21 protein-coding genes are annotated in these 18,442 nt (G+C 58.6%); 4 read left to right on the top strand and 17 right to left on the bottom strand.

Annotated features, from left to right (window positions below):
* Nucleotides 1–179: 179 nt before the first annotated feature.
* The 13 genes from AB4Z23_RS16135 to AB4Z23_RS16075 form a co-directional block, all read right to left on the bottom strand.
* Nucleotides 180–491 (bottom strand): hypothetical protein, encoded by a 312-nt coding sequence (locus AB4Z23_RS16135; RefSeq protein WP_003517885.1) that lies wholly within the window; start codon nt 489–491, stop codon nt 180–182.
* 13 nt (nt 492–504) lie between these two features.
* A complete protein-coding gene (locus AB4Z23_RS16130) occupies nt 505–798 on the bottom strand; it encodes a hypothetical protein (protein WP_013761399.1) in 294 nt (97 codons plus the stop codon).
* Between the two features lie 639 nt (nt 799–1,437).
* Nucleotides 1,438–1,578: a hypothetical protein gene (locus tag AB4Z23_RS16125; RefSeq protein ID WP_003517881.1), complete on the bottom strand. Its 141-nt coding sequence runs from the start codon at nt 1,576–1,578 to the stop codon at nt 1,438–1,440.
* Between the two features lie 90 nt (nt 1,579–1,668).
* Nucleotides 1,669–1,953: a hypothetical protein gene (locus AB4Z23_RS16120; RefSeq protein WP_003517879.1), complete on the bottom strand. Its 285-nt coding sequence runs from the start codon at nt 1,951–1,953 to the stop codon at nt 1,669–1,671.
* Nucleotides 1,954–2,100: 147 nt separating this feature from the next.
* Nucleotides 2,101–2,316: a hypothetical protein gene (locus AB4Z23_RS16115; protein ID WP_003517878.1), complete on the bottom strand. Its 216-nt coding sequence runs from the start codon at nt 2,314–2,316 to the stop codon at nt 2,101–2,103.
* Between the two features lie 30 nt (nt 2,317–2,346).
* On the bottom strand, nt 2,347–2,583 hold the full coding sequence (rpsU, locus tag AB4Z23_RS16110; RefSeq protein ID WP_003517876.1) for a 30S ribosomal protein S21: 237 nt from the start codon (nt 2,581–2,583) through the stop codon (nt 2,347–2,349).
* 27 nt (nt 2,584–2,610) lie between these two features.
* Nucleotides 2,611–2,901: a hypothetical protein gene (locus AB4Z23_RS16105; RefSeq protein ID WP_019566459.1), complete on the bottom strand. Its 291-nt coding sequence runs from the start codon at nt 2,899–2,901 to the stop codon at nt 2,611–2,613.
* 110 nt (nt 2,902–3,011) lie between these two features.
* Nucleotides 3,012–3,221: a cold-shock protein gene (locus tag AB4Z23_RS16100; protein WP_003517872.1), complete on the bottom strand. Its 210-nt coding sequence runs from the start codon at nt 3,219–3,221 to the stop codon at nt 3,012–3,014.
* Between the two features lie 479 nt (nt 3,222–3,700).
* Entirely contained in the window at nt 3,701–4,936 is a 1,236-nt protein-coding gene (locus AB4Z23_RS16095) for a Gfo/Idh/MocA family protein (protein ID WP_111789573.1), read from the bottom strand.
* Nucleotides 4,937–4,956: 20 nt separating this feature from the next.
* Complete coding sequence (locus AB4Z23_RS16090; RefSeq protein WP_013761396.1) at nt 4,957–5,778, bottom strand: sugar phosphate isomerase/epimerase family protein; 822 nt, start codon at nt 5,776–5,778, stop codon at nt 4,957–4,959.
* Nucleotides 5,779–5,829: 51 nt separating this feature from the next.
* Entirely contained in the window at nt 5,830–6,993 is a 1,164-nt protein-coding gene (locus AB4Z23_RS16085; RefSeq protein WP_019566457.1) for a dihydrodipicolinate synthase family protein, read from the bottom strand.
* 10 nt (nt 6,994–7,003) lie between these two features.
* Nucleotides 7,004–8,146, bottom strand: coding sequence for a Gfo/Idh/MocA family protein (locus AB4Z23_RS16080; RefSeq protein ID WP_162724359.1), 1,143 nt, complete (start codon nt 8,144–8,146; stop codon nt 7,004–7,006).
* A 245-nt stretch (nt 8,147–8,391) separates the two neighbouring features.
* Nucleotides 8,392–9,090 carry a TetR/AcrR family transcriptional regulator gene (locus tag AB4Z23_RS16075; RefSeq protein ID WP_003517856.1) on the bottom strand — a complete coding sequence of 233 codons (699 nt, stop codon included), beginning with the start codon at nt 9,088–9,090 and terminating at the stop codon, nt 8,392–8,394.
* Between the two features lie 119 nt (nt 9,091–9,209).
* Between AB4Z23_RS16075 and AB4Z23_RS16070 the strand changes: the two genes are divergently transcribed.
* The 4 genes from AB4Z23_RS16070 to AB4Z23_RS16055 all read left to right on the top strand — a co-directional run bounded on the left by AB4Z23_RS16070 (nt 9,210) and on the right by AB4Z23_RS16055 (nt 13,492).
* On the top strand, nt 9,210–10,499 hold the full coding sequence (locus AB4Z23_RS16070) for an ABC transporter substrate-binding protein (RefSeq protein WP_113291895.1): 1,290 nt from the start codon (nt 9,210–9,212) through the stop codon (nt 10,497–10,499).
* A gap of 6 nt (nt 10,500–10,505) precedes the next feature.
* Entirely contained in the window at nt 10,506–11,459 is a 954-nt protein-coding gene (locus AB4Z23_RS16065; RefSeq protein WP_003517854.1) for a carbohydrate ABC transporter permease, read from the top strand.
* The gene (locus AB4Z23_RS16060; protein WP_013761392.1) at nt 11,452–12,327 is read left to right on the top strand and encodes a carbohydrate ABC transporter permease; all 876 of its coding nucleotides are present in this window, start codon (nt 11,452–11,454) and stop codon (nt 12,325–12,327) included. Before AB4Z23_RS16065 ends, AB4Z23_RS16060 begins: the two co-directional genes overlap by 8 nt.
* Before the next feature lie 88 nt (nt 12,328–12,415).
* Nucleotides 12,416–13,492, top strand: coding sequence for an ABC transporter ATP-binding protein (locus AB4Z23_RS16055; RefSeq protein ID WP_003517850.1), 1,077 nt, complete (start codon nt 12,416–12,418; stop codon nt 13,490–13,492).
* Between the two features lie 214 nt (nt 13,493–13,706).
* Here the strand turns inward: AB4Z23_RS16055 and AB4Z23_RS16050 are convergent, their stop codons facing one another.
* From AB4Z23_RS16050 to AB4Z23_RS16035, 4 genes are read right to left on the bottom strand one after another with little or no spacing between them, the layout of a single operon-like run.
* A complete protein-coding gene (locus tag AB4Z23_RS16050; RefSeq protein WP_080850074.1) occupies nt 13,707–14,483 on the bottom strand; it encodes a sugar phosphate isomerase/epimerase family protein in 777 nt (258 codons plus the stop codon).
* The gene (locus AB4Z23_RS16045; protein ID WP_112959753.1) at nt 14,480–15,496 is read right to left on the bottom strand and encodes a hydroxyacid dehydrogenase; all 1,017 of its coding nucleotides are present in this window, start codon (nt 15,494–15,496) and stop codon (nt 14,480–14,482) included. The genes AB4Z23_RS16050 and AB4Z23_RS16045 overlap by 4 nt, the downstream gene beginning before the upstream one ends.
* Nucleotides 15,493–17,370 (bottom strand): DUF2264 domain-containing protein, encoded by a 1,878-nt coding sequence (locus AB4Z23_RS16040; RefSeq protein ID WP_113291896.1) that lies wholly within the window; start codon nt 17,368–17,370, stop codon nt 15,493–15,495. The genes AB4Z23_RS16045 and AB4Z23_RS16040 overlap by 4 nt, the downstream gene beginning before the upstream one ends.
* On the bottom strand, nt 17,363–18,427 hold the full coding sequence (locus AB4Z23_RS16035; RefSeq protein WP_003517845.1) for a LacI family DNA-binding transcriptional regulator: 1,065 nt from the start codon (nt 18,425–18,427) through the stop codon (nt 17,363–17,365). Before AB4Z23_RS16035 ends, AB4Z23_RS16040 begins: the two co-directional genes overlap by 8 nt.
* Nucleotides 18,428–18,442: the final 15 nt, after the last annotated feature.

The following is an 18,442-nucleotide window of genomic DNA, read 5'->3' as shown; positions in this document are numbered from 1 at the left end:
GCGGCACGCATGCGGCGCATTCTGCGGCCGCTCCAGTCATACGTCATACTCACCCTCCACGCAGACGCAAACTCTCGGACTGATGTCCGACTAAATCAGTTTCTCCTGATATATCTCATTTGCCAAGTCATTATTGTTACCAGTGATTTTGGCGAACACCGTCCGCTTCGGGAGGCGCTTCAGGGGAAAAGCCGGATAAGTTGATTGTCTTTGAGTTTCAGGCGGCTTGCCTCATCGGAAGAAATGCAATGCTCTATGTTCTTTCGCAAGTCGTCGGGAACTATCGGCCCGCCTGCCTTCAAAAGCTTTTCGGTCATCGAAAAAAGAATGCCGAACTGGGTCTCGCATTCGGCCGATGTCAGAAGCAGCGGTAGCGACGGAACGGTGTTCGCCGTAAAGACGCTATCCGCCGTATCGTACATGGTGACGAGGTACCAGGTCAGAAATAGCCCCAGCCACAGGCCGGTGCTGACCATGATATATTCGCGCATCTGCTCTCTCCCCTCAATGGCGGTGGTAAAGCAGTGGCAGGCCCTGGATTGCATATCGGGGGAGCGGCTTCCACGGCTTGATGCGGTCGTGTTTCTGCACGCCGAACAGGAAACGCATTTCGTCGGTGAGGTCTGCCGGATCGGTCAAACCATCCTGATATAATTCAATAACCTTGCGGGCGGCTCTGTTATGGAGCTTTTTGTCATCATCGTCGGAAAGGTGATTAAAACCGATGCTCTCGAGGACCAATTGGAGCATTTCGAGATCTTGAGAGGAGATCAGGCAGTTACGGGGCGCAGAAGACATGATGGCCTCTTTTCTTACTGGTTCAGAAAGCCGAAGCCTCGCGCGCGCCCTTAAAAGGCTGCACGGGACGCTCCAACGCTTCGAAACGATACGCCGGTGCGGTCGATGACCGTTGCCGGTTTTCGGGGGGCATGTGCCTCAATGCGCCCTGGGAAATTCCGCACGGGGCGCTGTAGACGGGAGGCATGTGCAAATGGGGCTTGAGACGGCAAGGATGCCTGACGGCGGTAACGCCCTTTAAGTACCGATGGGGAAGGGTGCGCTTTTTGCGCGCAATAGGCAAGTTAATTCCATAGCCCCTGACGAGTATGTGACCGGTGCGGCGACATTCTTTATCTCACCAAGGCAGACAACAAAAAAGGCCGGGGCAATATTGCACCGACCTTCCTCATATCGCCATTAACACCAGTGCCAGTACATCCGTGGTCAAAAGTCTAAAGCGACGGAAACAACTGCGAACGACATATTTTGCGCTCACCAGCAGTTGCTGTATGAACTTTCTAGAAGAGCAATGTGGCCAAAACAAGTCCGCATTTCCATTATATGTTTTATTTGTCGCGACCCTTTGTGTATCGGGTCGCGGTTTGGCAATTCGTGCCGGGGCGTCGCGCTGTTATGAGCGGGCTGTCCGGAACAATCCTACTTCTTCTTGCCATCCGCAGTTGTGGAGTTTGCGAACTTGACCTGCGTGCCGGCAGCTGGTGCCGCAGCCGGAGCTTTCGTCTTGTCCTTCTTCGGTTTGCGGACTTCTTTGTTGCTGCGTACTTGACCCTTGGCCATGGTGTCCTCCTGGTATTGAACAGATATTCGATATTGTGTGGTCCGGGGCATGATCGCGCGCCGCAGGCAGGCTGCGGGGCGGTTTCATCGTCAGGGGAAAGGCAGTCCGTTAAGCGGAAGTTTCCCGAAGGGAAGGGTCGGTTTGGAGAGGCGGATACGCCCTGCGTAGAAGGTTCTCCGCACCATGTCGGGCTGGAGGCCAAAATCAGGAAACGCCGCAAAGCCGGAGGATGCGCCGCGATCCTGATCTAGGCGCATTGCTGTTTCTTCGGCGGCACTGAGAAGCAGGCGAAGCGATGCGTTTTCCCGGTAACCCAAACCGCCGGTGCGGACGAGGTTCCGTGAAAGGCTTGATGAATAAAAGTCGGAAGACATCTCGTCCTCCTTTCGTTTGGGGGCGAGGACACTCTGCCCTCAAACACCAGCACTCTTCAGCGGATTGCTGACAGGCGAAGCGTGCGCCTGTTGCGTATCAGGTTCAAGAAGTTTTTCGGAAAGACGACGTCAAAAAGTGCAACCGGGTTATTTCTTGCCGGATGACTTTTTGGTGCGGGTGGGTGGAGGGGCGGCGATTGCCGCCTCCTGAGCTTCGCGAAGTTGGCGAAGCCGTTCCGTCTTCTTGGCGCGCTGGTCGGATTCGGCGGTTATGATCTGTTTCGCCGCCTTGTCCGTTATGGATGCCTTGTCCTGCGAGGACAGCTTTCCGGGTTTGAAAACAGCCTCTTTAGTCGCGGTCATGGCATTCTCCTTTGCGGAGCGAATTGAAAGTTATCGAGCGCGGGCAACCTTTTTGGGAGCAGGAAGCAATCCCTCGCGCTGCAATTTTTTCTTCGCCATCTTGCGGTGGCGGCGCACAGCTTCGGCTTCTTCGCGGATACGCTTTTCCGACGGCTTTTCGTAAGATTCCCGTGCGCGCATCTCACGGAAGATACCCTCGCGCTGCATCCTCTTTTTCAAGACGCGGAGGGCTTGCTCTACATTGTTATCCCTGACGAGTACCTGCAACTTATCTCCTTAACGCAGCCATCGCTGCTATTTTTTGATTCTGATCGTATTCGAATTGATCCAGCTCGATCCCGCAACGCGCGAAGACGAGCCTTCGATTTCCACGGGCCGCGATGAAGACGCAACCACATCGATTTCATCGAGCGCTATATTACGTTCGAAGTTCTCGTGCTGGAAACGCACCCTGTAGCGAACCGCACCTTGTTGTGTCTCTGGCAGAGCCGTTACGACCCGGCCTGGACCTTTGGGCTGGTTGGCCCCAAGTACGCCCGCCTTCAGAAAGATAGCATCGCCGGAACGATAAGGATTTTTGCGCATGAGAGCCTCCCCATGGCCAAAAAAAACAAAAGGCCGGGATTTAACCCGACCTCTCACAATCACTCAGCGCCACTGCTGGTACATGCGTAGCCAGCGGGGCCGATGACAAATCAAGCTGCGCGAAGGTTGTCAGCGGAGCTCTTGCCGGACTTGCGGTCCTGCACGATGTCGTAGGTGATCTTCTGGCCGTCGTTCAGCGAACGCAGACCTGCGCGCTCAACAGCCGAAATGTGAACGAAAACGTCCGTGCCGCCGTTGTCAGGCTGAATGAAGCCGAAGCCCTTGGTGGCGTTGAACCACTTTACAGTACCAGTGTTCATAACGATTTCCTTTCGTAGTAATCGTTGTTGGTTTCCGCGATACCTTGCGGAATTAGATCGATTATTTGAGAGGAAATCCGACGGGAACGTAGAGTCCCAGGAGCGACGTCACAAGCAATTGTCGATTTGCCGAATATAGCCTCAATTTTTGATTTTGCAATGGGCCGATGCGGAAAAATGCGCCATCTGGCGATTGCACTTGCCGGTTCCGATGTCTCTTCCTGCGTCAGCGGCGCGATTTCGGTTTTTTCTCTTCCCTGTTCATATCACGCCCCACCCATTTGAAAAAAAGGATCAGGCTGGTGCCGATGATGATGAGCGGAATGAAGGATTCGAAACTGGACATGATTAACTCTTTCTTCCCCCGATCGTCGTTTTACCGGTATGGAGGAAGCGCGTAATCTGCAGAATGTTATCCGTTCTTTTTTGGCAATTGCGGCCTGCGGACCGACGTTGAAAGCACCGCAGGCCGAAAATATCTAGATGGGCAGGGATTTCACCGCCGCCGCACCACCCTCGCGGGCGCTTTTCAATGCGGCTACGCCGCAGAGCACGGACATGGCGCCGGCGCGCGAACCCGCCCGCTGCCGCAGCCGGTCGTTCGAACCGGGCTTGAAGATCATGTCGCGCATGCGATTGTCGCCGCCATAATGGCCGCCCGGCTCATGCGGCACCCAGATACGCTCGACACCGCCACCGAAACTTTTTACCAGCAGTATTTCGTCGGCTGGGGGCTCAGTCCACGGCTGCTTTTCATATTGGCGCATCTCGATGCGTCCTTTATGGCCGTTAAACGCGATGTGGTGTCCCTCGATCGGCATATAGGTATTGAGCGAATAGGAGACCTGCACGCCGTTCGCATAGCGAATCGAGGCACTCATCGTGTCGGGGATGTCGATCTCCTCGCGAAAGACGCAGGCGTCACGCATATAGCCATCCACAGTCGACGGGTCCTCGTAAAGCGCGTCCAGGAACGGGTCGGCCCCGAGATCCATGAAATAATCGCACTCGCCCTTGTGCGGACAGGTACGACAGCGCGTTCCCCGGAACGGTCCGTTCTTGCCATAATGCAGCAATTGCCCAAAGCCCTTCACTTCCACCGGGTCGGAATCGAGATACCAATTCAGAAGATCGAAGTGGTGCGTGGCCTTGTGGACGAACAGGCTGCCTGAATGTTCGGTGAAAGCGTGCCAGCGGCGGAAATAATCCGCACCGTGCTGGTTATCGAGATACCAGTGGAAATCTACCGAGGTAACGGTGCCGATCGCGCCATCGTCGATCAGCTCCTTGATGCGCGCCGCCGTCGGTGAAAAGCGATAATTGAAGGAAACGTCGACGCGGCGGCCGCTTTCGGCCTCCGCCGCGCGGATGCGGTCAATCTTTTCCGGGGTGGTGGTCATGGGTTTTTCGCTGATGACATCGGCACCGCCCTCGAGCGCGCGGATAATGATGTCGTCATGAGTATCGTCGGGCGTGCAGACGATTACCAGTTCCGGGCGTTGCTCGGCCATCATCCGGTCGAAGTCGTCGTAAAGCGGAGCGGCCGACCCCATCATGGCGCGGGCCCGTTCTGCGCGCATCAGGTTCAGGTCGCAAATGCCGACCAGTTCGACATAGTCGCTCCACCCGGCCAGAAGTTCGCGCCCCCACATGGTGGTGCCACGATTGCCGGTGCCGACCAGTGCATAACGTTTGCGTTTCACCCTTTCAGGCATTTCCTTACTCCCGAACCCAATCAACAAACGGTTTTAAAACGCTCGACGACGGTGGACAGAACCTCGTCCACCGGGCGTGCCTGCCAACGATGCGAAAAAATCTCGACTTCCTGCGGACCGGAAAAGCCGGCGGCCTCGATCATGGCGCGAAATGCCTTCAGGTCAATCACGCCATCGCCCATCATGCCGCGATCGTTGAGCGGATCGGTGGTCGGCACCAGCCAGTCGCAGATATGGTGTGCCAGTATCTGCCCGTTTCGCCCGGCGCGCGCCACCTGTTCCTCCAGCTCCGGGTCCCACCAGACGTGATAGACGTCGATGGCCACACCGGTTCCGGCACCCAGCCGGTCGCAGAGGTCGAGCGACTGTTTCAAAGTGTTGAAGCAGGCGCGGTCGGCGGCATAAAAGGGATGCAACGGTTCAATGGCGAGCGGCACGCCGGCTGCCCTCGCATAGGGAAGAAGTTCGGCCATGCCGTCCTCCACCATCTGCCGTGCACCTTTCAAGTCTCGAGAACCCGCGGGCAGGCCGCCCACGACAAGCACCAGGCAATCTGCCTTCATGGCGGCGGCTTCGTCCACGGCGCGTTTATTGTCCTCAATGGCGCGGCTGCGGCCTTCTGCATCGGGGGCGGGGAAAAAGCCGCCCCGGCAATGGCCGCTGAGACGAAGGCCGTTCTGCTCGACAATGCGTGCTGCTTCAGCAAGGCCTGCAGCGTGAACCTGCTCGCGCCAGGGCGAGATGGTGGTGATGCCATGCGCAAGGCATGCATCCACGATTGCCCCGAAGGAACGTCCCTGCCGCACGGTGGCAAAATTTATTGAAAGGCCCTCAACGCCCATAACGGTACTCCTCCCTTTTGCGAAGGCCTCCAGCCACCTTCGCTCTCGCGCTTAACCAATGCCTCTGACAGCCAGAAACTGCTTCATGCGATGCGTCGCCACATCCGGTTCGGCAAGCACATTGGCCTTGTCCGCCAGCCGGAAAAGCTCGGCGAAATGCCGCGTGGAGCGGGCGCTTTCCTGCCCGCCAACCATGGTGAAATGGTCCTGCAAGCCGTTGAGATAGGCGAGAAACACCACGCCGGTTTTGTAAAAGCGGGTCGGCGCCTTGAAGATATGGCGTGAAAGCGCCACCGTTGGCTCCAGAATGTCGAAGAATTCATTATCCGCACCGCGCTTCAGGCTGGCGAGCGCCTTGGATGCCGCCGGAGCAATGGCATCGAAAATGCCGAGCAACGCGTCCGAATGACCTTTTTCGTCACCGGCGATCAGCTCGGCATAATTGAAGTCGTCGCCGGTATACATGCGAACACCAGCGGGCAGGCGACGGCGCATGACGATTTCCTTTTCCTTGGATAGAAGCGAAATCTTGATGCCGTCGATCTTGTCTGCATTCTCCTCGATCATGGCAAGGCAGGTGTCCATCGCCGCCATATGGTCGCGGGCACCCCAGTAGCCCTCAAGCGCAGGATCGAACATTTCTCCCAGCCAGTGGATAACCACCTTGTTCTCGGCACGGGAAAGGACCCTGGCATAGGCCTTGAGATAATCGTCCGGGGAGCGGGCGGCAGCGGTGAGCGCCCGGCTTGCCATCAGGATCACGCGCCCGCCTTCTCCCTGAACAAAATCAAGCTGTTCCAGGTAGGAGTCGATAATCTGGTTCAGGTCATATCCGCCGCCCTCAAGATGATCCGTGCCGACGCCGCAGGCGATCAGCGCATCCTTGCGGGTGGCCGCTTCCTTCAGCGAACGGGAGATCAGTTCCTGCGCCTGCGGCCACGCCAGTCCCATGCCGCGCTGGGCCGTATCCATGGCCTCCGCAACACCCAGGCCGAGGTCCCAAAGGCGGTGGCGGAAGCGCAGGGTAGCGTCCCAGTCGATGGCGGGCGTCAACCATGGATCGTTGTCGGCGAGGGGATCGGCCACCACATGGGCGGCGGCGAAGGCGACACGATTGAAATCCGCCGCACTTCGTTTCTCAATGGCGACCGGCGCGCCTGATAGCCTGTAGACCTCGATGCTGCGGTCGTCCTTTGGAAGCTTGAGTTCGCTCACTGTCGCCTCCTCAGGAAAGTGCGGGAACGTCGAGCCAGCGGCGTTCCTTCCATGATCTCAGCCCCAGTTCGGCCAATTGCACGCCCTTCACGCCCTCCATCAGCCCATAGGGCCATGGGTCGTTGTCGACGAGGTGACGCACGAACATTTCCCACTGCGCCTTGAAACCGTTGTCATAAGTGACGTTGTCAGGCACTTCCTGCCAGGTCTTGTAGAAATCGATGGTCTGGGGCTGGTCAGGGTTCCACACCGGTTTCGGCGTATTGGTGCGGTGCTGGGTCCAGCATTTGGTGAGACCCGCCACGGCCGAACCATGCGTGCCATCAACCTGAAACGTGACGAGATCATCGCGGCGCACACGCACCGCCCAGGAAGAGTTGATATGGGCGATGGCGCCGCCTTCCAACTCGAAGGTGGCGTAGGCGGCATCGTCGGCATCCGCCGCATAGGCGTGGCCCTGTTCATCGAAACGCTCGGGGATATGGGTGGCGCCGAGGCAACTTACGGATTTCACCGGTCCGAATAGATTATCGAGCACATAACGCCAGTGGCACAGCATATCGAGGATGATACCGCCGCCATCCTTCAGGCGGTAATTCCACGAAGGACGCTGCGCCGGCTGCCAATCGCCTTCGAAAACCCAATAGCCGAACTCGCCGCGCACCGAGAGGATCTTGCCGAAAAAGCCGCTGTCACGCAGCATCGCCAGCTTGCGAAGGCCGGGCAGGAACAGCTTGTCCTGCACCACGCCGTGTTTGATACCGGCGCTTTCGGCCAGTCTGGCAATTGCCAGCGCCTCTGCCACGCTGTCGGAAATCGGCTTTTCGCAATAGACGTTCTTGCCCGCCTTGATGGCTTTTTCGAGCAGGCTGCCACGCATCTGCGTCGTGCCGGCGTCGAAGAAAAGCGTGTCATCCGGGTTCGCAAGGGCGGCGTCGATGTCGGTCGTCCAGCGCGCGACATTGTGCTTTTTAGCGATTTCCTCGATTTTCGCATCGTTTCGGCCGACCAGAATGGGGTCGAGCATGACCTTTTCGCCGCTCTTCAAAACCACGCCGCCCTGATCGCGAATGGCGAGAACGGAGCGCACGAGGTGCTGGTTGTAACCCATGCGGCCGGTGATGCCGTGCATGATGACGCCGATACGTTTCATGAATTTCCTCCCAAGGCGGCCTTTTCCCGAAAGCCGCTTCCGTAAAACATGGCAATTTGTAACCATTTGGTTATTTGTGATCGTGAAGGATGCGATCTGTCAAGGTGTTTTTGGCAGGAAATTCACATGCACTTGCGGCGGCAGAAATCACGGGTTTGTGCCGCGCCGCAAAAGGAAAAGACGCGCTTCGCGGATGCGAATGGCGCGTCGTCGCTGTTGTTAAAGGGAAATTCGGTTTTTACGGCTCAGACCGGCCGCACCGCAGCAAGCAGGGTATCGACGATATGCTGGCCCCAGCGTTCAAGTTCGGCGGGGTCGGTAAGGTCGCGCTGGAAGATCGTCGACAGCGTGAATCGGTTCGAAAGATAAAAGGCGCCGAGCGAGGCGATCGTCAGATAGACGTCGATCGGATCGAGACCGTCACGGAATTCGCCAGTATCGCGGCCGCGCCGCAGCACGTCCTCAAGCTCGGAAATGAAGTTCGAATGCATCGCCGCAATCGTAGCGGATTGCCTGAGATATCGGGCTTTATTGAGGTTTTCTGTTGCGAGAATGCTCAGAAATTCCGGGTGATCCAGAAAATAATGCCAAGTGAAAAGCGCAAGTTCCCGCAAGCCTTCCGAAGGCGCCTTGCGGGTCAGGTCCAGCCGCCGTTCGGTGTGGCGGATGTGGCGATAGGCGTCCTCCAGAACGGCGAGATAAAGCGCGTCCTTGTCGCCAAAATAATGGTAGATCATCCGCTTGTTGGTGCCGGCACGCCGCGCCACGACATCGATTCTCGCGCCCGCCAGGCCCTTCGCGGCCACCTCGCGGCGGGCGGCTTCAAGAATGGCGGCGCGTGTTCTCTCCGGGTTTCGCACCTGTGCCGCCCCGCGTTTGCGCTTGGGGGCAGGCGTTTCCTCGACGGCCGGATCGGGCAGCTGGTTTTTCGTCGTTTCGTCCATCTTAGCACCCGCTTGACAATGTTGGCGATCGGTGTTCCCATGTAACCAATTAGTTATAAAACGGCAATAGTCGTTTACCCCCATCATCAATTTGGCAGTCAATTAGGGAGGAGTTGCCAATGCCCGTGATGCTTCACAGGAGAAGTGTGCTTTCAGCAGGGCTTGCGGCCCTTTCACTCGCAACATTGGGAGGTGGTTCGGCGCAGGCTCAGGCCGCGCGGCTGCGTATGTTGTGGTGGGGATCGCAGGAGCGTGCGGATCGCACCAACAAGGCGATCGCCGCATATAAGCAAATCAAGCCGGATCTCGACATTGCCGGGGAATTTGCCGGCTGGAGCGACTACTGGCCGCGCCTTGCCACGCAGGTGGCAGGCCGCAACGCGCCTGATCTGATCCAGATGGATTATCGCTACATCTTCGAATATGGTCGGCGCGGCGCCCTTGCTCCCCTTGATGACTATATTGGCAAGGGCCTGAAGATAGAAGATTTCGGCAAGATGAACATCGACTCCGGTCGGGTCGACGGCAAGCTTTACGGGGTTAATCTTGGCGTGAATTCCAGCGCTGTCTTCTTCGACAAGGTGGCCTGGGAAAAATCCGGCGCGACTCCGCCAGCGATCGGGCAGACCTGGGAAGAGTTTGCCGAAAACGCCGCCAAGCTCAGCAAGAACAAGCCCAAGCCCGGCTATTACGCCACGGCCGATGCCAGCGGCGTCGAGCCGAGCTTCGAGAACTGGCTGCGTCAGAACGGCAAATCACTCTACACACAGGATGGCGGTATCGGTTTTGATCCGACCGACGCGACCAAATGGTTCACCATGTGGGCGGATTTGCGCAAGAGCGGTGCATGCGTGCCGGCCGATATTCAGGCGCTCGACCAGTTGAATATTGAAACCAACGCGCTGACGACGGGCAAGGCGGCAACGGCATTTGCCCATTCCAACCAGTTTGTCGGTTATCAGGCACTCAACAAAGCAAAGCTGGCGATTACCTCCTATCCGAAAAGCAAGAAGGATGGTCCTTCCGGTCACTACCTGAAACCATCCATGCTCATCAGCGTCGCCAATGGCAGTGCCGGCATCGAGCAGGCGGTCGGTTTCATCAACTTTCTCGTTGCCGAACCACAGGGCGTCGATGTTCTGGGTGTGGAGCGCGGCGTTCCGGCGTCGGAATCGATGCGTAACGCGCTGACCGCCAAGCTCGATGCCGTCAGCAAGAGCATGGTGGAATATATTGCCGAGATTACCCCCGGCGTTGGCGATCTGCCGCCGGCACCCCCTCCGGGTGCAGGCGAATTCGCCTTCGTCCTGAAACGTACAGCGGAAGAGATCGGCTTTGGCAAGATTTCGGCGGCTGAGGGTGGTGACCGGCTCGTCAAGGAATCCGAAACCGTCATTAAACGGAAGTGATGGCAGATGGCCTTTCGATCTGAAACTCTCGTGGAGGAGAGCCGTGGCGCGGCTCTCCCGAAGCGGGCAGGCGTGAAGCGGCTTTTGGACCGCAACGTTCACGCGTACCTGTTTCTCCTGCCGTGGCTGATCGGTTTCTTCGGTCTCACCCTAGGGCCTGCGCTGGTGTCGCTTTATCTGTCCTTCACCAATTATGACCTGCTTCAATCCCCGGACTGGGTGGGGGCGGCCAATTATGTGCGCATCGCCACTGCCGACCCTAAATTCGCCGCCGCCATGCAGGTCACCTTTACCTATGTGCTGCTTTCGGTGCCGTTGAAGCTGATCTTTGCGCTGCTGGTGGCGCTCGCCTTCAATCGCGGCATAAAGGGGCTCACGCTTTACCGGGCGATCTTCTATCTGCCGTCGCTGCTCGGTTCCAGCGTGGCGATCGCTGTTCTCTGGCGGCAGCTTTTCGCGTCAGATGGCCTCGTCAACATGGTCCTGTGGCAGGTTTTCGGTTATGAGGGGCCGAGCTGGATTTCCAATCCGGACTACTCGCTCTACACGCTGGTGATCCTGTCCGTCTGGCAGTTCGGCTCGCCAATGATCATCTTCCTCGCAGGGCTCCGGCAAATCCCGCAGGATATGTACGAGGCCGCCGATATCGACGGCGCGAGCAAGATGCGGCAGTTCTTCCGTATTACGCTGCCGCTGTTGACGCCGGTGATCTTCTTCAACGCCGTGATCCAGACGATCGATGCCTTCAAGGCCTTCACGCCCGCCTTCATCATTTCCGAAGGCACGGGCGGGCCGATCAACTCGACGCTGTTCTACACGCTCTATCTCTATCAGGAAGCCTTCGGTTTCTTCCGCATGGGATATGCCTCGGCGCTTGCCTGGATTCTTGTGATCATCATCGCGCTGTTCACGGCCTTCTCGTTCCTCAGCGCGAAATACTGGGTGCATTACGATGACTGACGCTGTTACCGCTCCCCGGCCGGGACAAGGCCCGCAACGCTCACCGCTAATGTCGGTTTTGCTGCATGCGGCGCTGATCCTTGCCTCCTTTGCGATGCTTTATCCGATCCTGTGGATGATTTCGGGTTCGTTCCGCCCGCAGGACGAGCTGTTCGGTTCCTCCTCGCTCATTCCTTCGTCGGTTGATTTCGGCGGCTATATTCGCGGCTGGACCGGGCTTCAGGTCAGTTTCGGGCAATTCTTCTGGAACTCGTTCTTCATCTCGGTGCTCGCCACCATCGGCAACGTCGTTGGCTGCTCACTTGCCGCCTTCGCTTTCGCCCGCCTGCGGTTCGGTGGGCGCAATTTCTGGTTCGCGCTGATGCTTGGCACCTTGATGCTGCCCTATCACGTGGTGCTCATCCCGCAATATATCCTGTTTCTGGAAATGGGCTGGGTGAATACGTCGCTGCCGCTGATCGTGCCGAAATATCTGGCAACCGACGCCTTCTTCATCTTCCTGATGGTGCAGTTCTTCCGGGGCATTCCGCGTGAGCTGGATGAGGCAGCGGTGATGGACGGTTGCTCGCCCTTCCGCATCTACTGGAAGATCATGCTGCCCCTCTCTCTGCCGGTTCTGGCAACGGCCGCGATCTTTTCCTTCATCTGGACCTGGGACGATTTCTTCGGTCCGTTGATCTATCTGAACGACATCAACACCTACACCGTGCAGCTCGGCCTCAGATCCTTCGTGGATTCCACCGGCAGCTCGGATTGGACGTCGCTTTTCGCCATGTCCAACCTGTCGCTGGTACCGGTCTTCCTGTTCTTCCTGTTCTTCCAGCGGCTGCTGATTGAAGGCATCGCTACCACCGGAATGAAACGCTGAACGGACGAAACGGGACCGAAAACGAATTGCAGAACATCAACACCGTCGCGGCTGCCTTGTCTGCAGCGCGACGGTCGGGAGAAACAGCATGGCAAGCAGCATTACTCTGGAAAAAATCGTCAAGCGGTTCGGCGCCTTTCCGGTCGTCCACGGCATCGATCTCAAGATCGAGCCGGGCGAGTTCACCGTTTTCGTTGGCCCCTCGGGCTGTGGCAAATCCACGCTTCTGCGCATGATCGCCGGTCTGGAGGAAATCTCCGAGGGTGATCTTCGCATCGATGGCGAAAGGGTCAACGAAACAGCCGCTTCCAAGCGCGGTATCGCCATGGTGTTCCAGTCCTATGCGCTTTATCCGCATATGAGCGTTTACAAGAACCTCGCTTTTGGGCTGGAGACGGCGGGTTACAAGAAACCGGAAGTCGAGGCGCGCGTGCAGAAAGCTGCCGATATCCTGCAGATCGGTCCGTTGTTACAGCGCAAGCCGAAGGCGCTTTCTGGCGGCCAGCGCCAGCGTGTCGCCATCGGTCGGGCTATCGTCCGCGAGCCGAAAATCTTTCTGTTCGATGAACCCCTGTCCAACCTCGATGCGGAACTGCGCGTGCAGATGCGTGTCGAAATTGCCAAGCTGCACCAGACGCTCGGCAGCACCATGATCTATGTGACGCATGACCAGGTGGAGGCCATGACGATGGCCGACAAGATCGTGGTCCTGCGTGACGGCCGCATCATGCAGGTTGGCCGCCCGCTTGATCTCTACAACAATCCGGCCAACCAGTTTGTGGCGGGTTTCATCGGTTCGCCAAAGATGAACTTCCTTTCCGCGAAAGTGGCTTCAGGCGACAGCTCCAACCGTACCATTGAGGTCGCCGGCCAGCGCATTCTGCTCGAAAAGCCGGTCGCGGCTGAGGAAGGCGAGCCACTCACTTTCGGCATTCGTCCCGAACACGTAAACCCACAGGCGCAATCGGCCTCGCTTGGCGATGCGTCCATCCAGCTCGTTGAACATCTCGGCGGCTCGACGGTGGTTTATACCAGCACCCCAGATGGCCAGCCCGCCACCCTGCTGCTGGACGGCCAGCGCCATATCCGCATCGGCGAGACCATTCCCTTTGCGTTTGATCTGGCGAAGACGCATCTGTTCGGGGCAGATGGGCGGCGAATATAAGAGGAAAAACCGGGGGGAGGAACAGACCTTCCCTTATTCCTGTGCGTGTCACAGGAGTCCAGCTGACGCGTCTGCGCGGCGAGGAAATCAATCAGCCCAAAGACTTGGGCTGGCTGGTTCCCTATAGGGGATACAGGGATGAGGGCAGCGGGCGGTTGTGATGGATAGCGAATTTTAGTCCGCCGCGTCGGTTTTCGATAAAAAACAAGCGGTTCTAAGAGCGGGCGAGAATCTCGCCCAGCACCGCCGCATCTTCCGAGAACTGGGCGACGTTGTCACCTTTGACGAACTCCAGCATCGCATAAGCCGGTTTAGTCCAGTCGCTTGCTGGCAAGGCATCAACGCAAGACCGCCAATAGTCCGCGCGCTCGCCGAGCGGCAGGCGGCTGGCATCGGTGAGCCACGCGAAGACGTGCAGGTGGCAGATGCGCGAGCCGAGCGCGGATATTTCCGCAAGGGCGTCATCCAGCGGTAGACCTGGGGCTGGCTGCCAGTAAAAGAACAGGTTAGGCATCGGCAAATCCTGCATGAGCTGCAAGGCCGAGGTCAGCGTGTCGGTCAGCGAATTGGGGTGATATTCGAGGCCGATTGTCATTCCGTAGTCGTCTGCCCGCCGGGCAAGTGCCGCCAACGCGTCGGTCGCCGCACGGCGTTCCTCTGGTGAATAATCCGCGGATGGGCGTTTGCGGCTGCCGGGCCAGATGCGGATATGGCCGGTGCCGAGCGCTTTCGCGGTTTCCAGAACTGCGGTCACATCCTCCGGCGCAAAATCCGGTGCGAAGATGTAGGATCCGTAGGAAGAGACGCTAAGACCGGCTTTCACCGTACGCGCCGCCACATTCCTTGCGTTTTCTAAGTCGCCAGGTGGCACATGGATATCGGCACCCCATTCTATCGCCTTGATGCCATTTGCGACGGCAAGGTCAATCACGGCCTGCGGCGTCATGGACCTGAAGGTGACAGAGCAGAGGCCCGGCTCGAAAATTCTCATGCGATCAGTTCCAGATGTTCCGGACGTACCTGCTGTTGCAATGGTTCTGCGCGGCAGAAGCGTTCGATCTCGGCAATCGCCATGTCGCCGAGCCGGGCGCGTTCGAGGCCGACGGCGCCGGCGATATGCGGCGTCAGGAACACGTTCGGAAGGCTGTAAAAGGGTGACTCTGGTGGCGGAACCTCCGGATCGGTCACGTCGATGACGGCCTCTATGCGTCCGGTTTTCAGTTCCGCCAGCAGAGCGTCTTCGTCCACCAGCGCGCCGCGGGCCGTGTTGATCAAGGTCGCTCCGTCCTTCATCAGGGCAAGCGCGTCGGCGCCGATCATATGCCGGGTTTGCGGCAGGGATGGCGCGTGCAGGGAAATGACATCGCTTACCGCCATAAGCTCGCGGAGCGATACGAGACGCACACCGAGCTTTTGTGCCTCCACCGCGCTTAAAAACGGGTCGAAAAGGATAAGATCGAGATCGAAGGGCTGCAGCAGATTGATGACCCGACGCCCGATGCGTGACGCCCCGACAATGCCGACGGTCAGGCCGAGATTGCCGATTACCTGCGACTGCAGGCGGTCGACGTTTCGCCGTGCGCGATCCTCTCCGTAGATGCGCCGGAAACCGAAGGTACGCTTGCCGGAAAGCAGGATCATTGCCAGCGTAAACTCCGCGACCGGCTGCGCATTCGCCTCGGCCGCGCTGCACACCGTAACGTTTCGTTCGAAAACTGCCTGGGACAGGAAGTATTTCACCGTCCCGGCGGCATGTGAAATCAACCGAAGGTTCGGCATCATTGCCAGTTCCCGCATGTCGATCTCGGGACAACCCCAGCCAGTCAGAAGAATATCTGTTCTCTCCAACTGGGCAGTCACAGCTGGGTCGTGAAAATCGGAGATCGGCCGGGTATCGAGGATGTCGACGCTCTGCGACAGCTTGTCAAGCGCCTGTGGCGTCAGCACATGCTGCGTCCGCTCCGGGTCCATGGCAAGGCTGAGACGCGGACGCGGGCTCATCATTGCGGTTCTCCCGCCGCCGCCATACTGCTTACGGGAACACCGCGCTCAACAAACAGGCGGTCAAGCGCTTCCATGTCCGGAAGTGCGGGAACTGTCGCCAAAGCTGTTTCGCTTTCAGGTCCCGCCACTCCCACAAAGACGGCGCAGGCGAGCAGGGTTTTGCCCGCTGGAATGTCGCCCCGCAATTGCGGCACCGTGGTTTTGGCATTGATGAGATTGGTATTGGGCAGCGCCTTCAACGCCACGCCCTGGCGGGATGCGCTGGAGCCGAGATCGATGATGGCGGATATGTCGGTGCCGCAATCGGCCGTTGCCCGGCCGCTGTCTTCGGTCACCGCATCGCGGTCGCCATCGTTGCGGTTTATCGCAAAGCCGCCTTCGGTGACCAAAAGTGGCCGCGCGGAAGTAATCCGGTGCAACCGGATATGCCACTCTCCCGCGGCAACCAGCGTCGTTTCGACCTCGACATCGGGGAATGGGTTCCAAGTCGCTCGAAGATTGGTGCCAGCCAAGAGCACAGTGCGGTTGGTTTCGCGCACCCGGTAGTGGCGGCCATCTTCGGAAAAGGCCAGCATATTGTCGAAACCATTGGTCTTGAAACCGCGCTCGTCCACTTCCACGCCGAAAGCGTAACGCGAGGAATAGGCGAATTTGGCGTATTTCTCCGGCCCGCCGCGCATGGACAGGTTTTCCTGCCCACTCGTCAGCGCCGTGACGTTGCTCTTACTGCGCATCATCACCATGCCGGGATGAACGAGCGGCCGTGGTTTTGTGGATGTGTCTGGCAGCTTTTCCTCCGCCTGCCAGAAGGGGTGGCTTTCCGGCAAGGCCAGCGGCAGGAAAGCCTTGAAGGCCCAATAGGGTGAACCCGCCGAATTATAGCTTTCCGACATGGTCAGTTGCGGATAGGCGTAACCGATGGAAAGCACGCCGTCGCGGTCGGCAATCGGCTTTCCCGCCCACCAGCGCAGATGTTTCAGATAAAGCCCCTTGATCTCCCCCCAGGGCATCGCTTCCTCATCCGCGAAGGCGAGGGCACCCCAGAAGCCGCCGCAGGCGAAACGGTAGGTCATGGAGCGGCCAAAGGCCAGCGCGCCACCATCCTCATCGAACCAGCTTGCGAAATCCCCGGCAAACAGGCGGGCACGTTCCCGGTAGCGTTCGGCGTATGCATCATCCGGTTTGCTGATTTTCGCGTAGATCAGCCCGTAAAAATGCATGGCGAAGGCGATGTAGTGGTCGATGCGGCGATAGTTGCCGTCGCGATACCAGCCGTCGGCGATGTAAAATCCGTCCAGCTCTTTCAGATATGTTTCGGTGAGGCTCCGGTCGAATTCGATACCGAGATGATCGAGCGCCGCATCGACCATCACCCGGAAAAACTTCCAGTTATTGTCGGCATAGATGCGCTCGCGCGCCGCCAGAAGATAATGGCGCACATTCGCCTTTTGCGCTTCGGACAAGGGTTCCCACAGATGTTGCGGCGCAAGCCGAAGCGCAAAGCCGAGGGCGGCCAGTTCCACCAGCCGCTGATCCTTCTGCCGCACGTCGCCCCAGTAATCGGCATGGGCGGGATCGGTGCCATTGGCGATGCCTCTGGCCAGAAGCGGCCAATGGGCGAAGGCATCGCCGCTGAGCGCAAGCGGCGCGATGCCCCAGAGTGGTCGCGCAAATCCTTCCAGATCGGCCGCTGCCCGGTCAAAATGCGCGGCGGTGCCGCTTAACGTCACTCTTGCGCCGCTCTCTGAGAAATAGGGAAGCAGCGGTGCGAAACTGTCGTCCAATGCCCGTCTGACGTCGGCGCGGGTCTTGAGTGAATTGCCGTAAAGCGGATTGAAGTTGGTCATTGGATCATGGTTTGCTGGCTCATGCATCGCGCGCCGCCTTTCCCGTCTTTTTTGCTCGACCGGCGGTCTGTCCTTCCACAAGCTGTACACCCAGCTGAACCTGCCGGGCATTGGCCGATGGCTCCGCCAGCCGGCGGCGCATCAGCTCCACCGCCTCGCGGGCAATCTCGCGGCGGTCTACCCGGATTGTGCTGAGCCGGGGAGTGGAAAGTTCGGCGAAGGGCAGGTCGTCGAAGCCGATGATGGAAAGATCGTCCGGTACCCCGAGGCCAAGCTCTTGTGCTGCTCCCAGCGCGCCGAGCGCGATCGCATCGTTCATGCAGAAAATGCCGGTCAGATCGGGGTTTTTGGCCAGCAGCTGACGAACCGCATCACCGGCCTGCCCGAAGCCGCTATCCGCCGTGGAAAGCAGAAACTCCTCATAGGTCGCACCCTCTTCCTCGATGATAACCTGCCGAAAGCCCCGCATGCGCTCTCTTATGGTGTGACGGTGTTGCGGACCTATATAGGCGACCTTGCGGTGCCCAAGTTCCAGCAGCCGCCGCGCTGCCATCGCCCCGCCGTAAAAATTGGAGGGCGAGACGCAATCCAGCATCATCGAGGGATCGGCGCTATTGACGAGAACCGGTTGCAGCACACCCTGCGTGATGCGGTGGATGATCTCCTCTTCGGGGTCAAGACCAATGGCGAGAAGGCCATCGACCTCGCAGACCCGCTGTGTAAGGGCGTCGTCGATCTGCCTCTGGTGCAGCAGCCGGATATCGAGTTCGAAACCCTCTGTCTGGGCAAGGCTGCGCAGCATGTCGAAAATATCGTGATAAAAGGCGCCGATATCGCCGGTCGCTCGTTCGGCGGACATGAGGGCGAGGATTTTCTTGCCCTCCAGCGAGATGCCGCCGGTCTGGCTGGTGACTGGCCGCAGCGGATAACCAAGTTCCGCCGCCACGCCAAGAACCTTGGTCTGGATCGATGCGCTGATGCCTTTTTCCCCGGCGAGAACCCGTGAGACCGTGCTGATGGAAACCCCTGCACGCTGGGCGATATCCGACTGGCGCGGGCGGCTGATGTCGGGCGTATCGTTCATGTCTTCTCCTGCGCT

Source organism: Agrobacterium sp. MCAB5 (genome assembly GCF_052114365.1).
Taxonomy (GTDB): domain Bacteria; phylum Pseudomonadota; class Alphaproteobacteria; order Rhizobiales; family Rhizobiaceae; genus Agrobacterium; species Agrobacterium tumefaciens.
Note: the sequence above shows the minus strand (reverse complement) of the source record. Positions and strands in the feature narration are given on the sequence as shown.

What these genes read in the sequence shown, in the direction of transcription:
- AB4Z23_RS16135 (WP_003517885.1), bottom strand. Translation starts at nt 491, where the DNA reads ATGCGCGAATATATCATGGTCAGCACCGGCCTGTGGCTGGGGCTATTT.
- AB4Z23_RS16130 (WP_013761399.1), bottom strand. Translation starts at nt 798, where the DNA reads ATGTCTTCTGCGCCCCGTAACTGCCTGATCTCCTCTCAAGATCTCGAA.
- AB4Z23_RS16125 (WP_003517881.1), bottom strand. Translation starts at nt 1,578, where the DNA reads ATGGCCAAGGGTCAAGTACGCAGCAACAAAGAAGTCCGCAAACCGAAG.
- AB4Z23_RS16120 (WP_003517879.1), bottom strand. Translation starts at nt 1,953, where the DNA reads ATGTCTTCCGACTTTTATTCATCAAGCCTTTCACGGAACCTCGTCCGC.
- AB4Z23_RS16115 (WP_003517878.1), bottom strand. Translation starts at nt 2,316, where the DNA reads ATGACCGCGACTAAAGAGGCTGTTTTCAAACCCGGAAAGCTGTCCTCG.
- AB4Z23_RS16105 (WP_019566459.1), bottom strand. Translation starts at nt 2,901, where the DNA reads ATGCGCAAAAATCCTTATCGTTCCGGCGATGCTATCTTTCTGAAGGCG.
- AB4Z23_RS16100 (WP_003517872.1), bottom strand. Translation starts at nt 3,221, where the DNA reads ATGAACACTGGTACTGTAAAGTGGTTCAACGCCACCAAGGGCTTCGGC.
- AB4Z23_RS16095 (WP_111789573.1), bottom strand. Translation starts at nt 4,936, where the DNA reads ATGCCTGAAAGGGTGAAACGCAAACGTTATGCACTGGTCGGCACCGGC.
- AB4Z23_RS16090 (WP_013761396.1), bottom strand. Translation starts at nt 5,778, where the DNA reads ATGGGCGTTGAGGGCCTTTCAATAAATTTTGCCACCGTGCGGCAGGGA.
- AB4Z23_RS16080 (WP_162724359.1), bottom strand. Translation starts at nt 8,146, where the DNA reads ATGAAACGTATCGGCGTCATCATGCACGGCATCACCGGCCGCATGGGT.
- AB4Z23_RS16075 (WP_003517856.1), bottom strand. Translation starts at nt 9,090, where the DNA reads ATGGACGAAACGACGAAAAACCAGCTGCCCGATCCGGCCGTCGAGGAA.
- AB4Z23_RS16070 (WP_113291895.1), top strand. Translation starts at nt 9,210, where the DNA reads ATGCCCGTGATGCTTCACAGGAGAAGTGTGCTTTCAGCAGGGCTTGCG.
- AB4Z23_RS16065 (WP_003517854.1), top strand. Translation starts at nt 10,506, where the DNA reads ATGGCCTTTCGATCTGAAACTCTCGTGGAGGAGAGCCGTGGCGCGGCT.
- AB4Z23_RS16060 (WP_013761392.1), top strand. Translation starts at nt 11,452, where the DNA reads ATGACTGACGCTGTTACCGCTCCCCGGCCGGGACAAGGCCCGCAACGC.
- AB4Z23_RS16055 (WP_003517850.1), top strand. Translation starts at nt 12,416, where the DNA reads ATGGCAAGCAGCATTACTCTGGAAAAAATCGTCAAGCGGTTCGGCGCC.
- AB4Z23_RS16050 (WP_080850074.1), bottom strand. Translation starts at nt 14,483, where the DNA reads ATGAGAATTTTCGAGCCGGGCCTCTGCTCTGTCACCTTCAGGTCCATG.
- AB4Z23_RS16045 (WP_112959753.1), bottom strand. Translation starts at nt 15,496, where the DNA reads ATGATGAGCCCGCGTCCGCGTCTCAGCCTTGCCATGGACCCGGAGCGG.
- AB4Z23_RS16040 (WP_113291896.1), bottom strand. Translation starts at nt 17,370, where the DNA reads ATGCATGAGCCAGCAAACCATGATCCAATGACCAACTTCAATCCGCTT.
- AB4Z23_RS16035 (WP_003517845.1), bottom strand. Translation starts at nt 18,427, where the DNA reads ATGAACGATACGCCCGACATCAGCCGCCCGCGCCAGTCGGATATCGCC.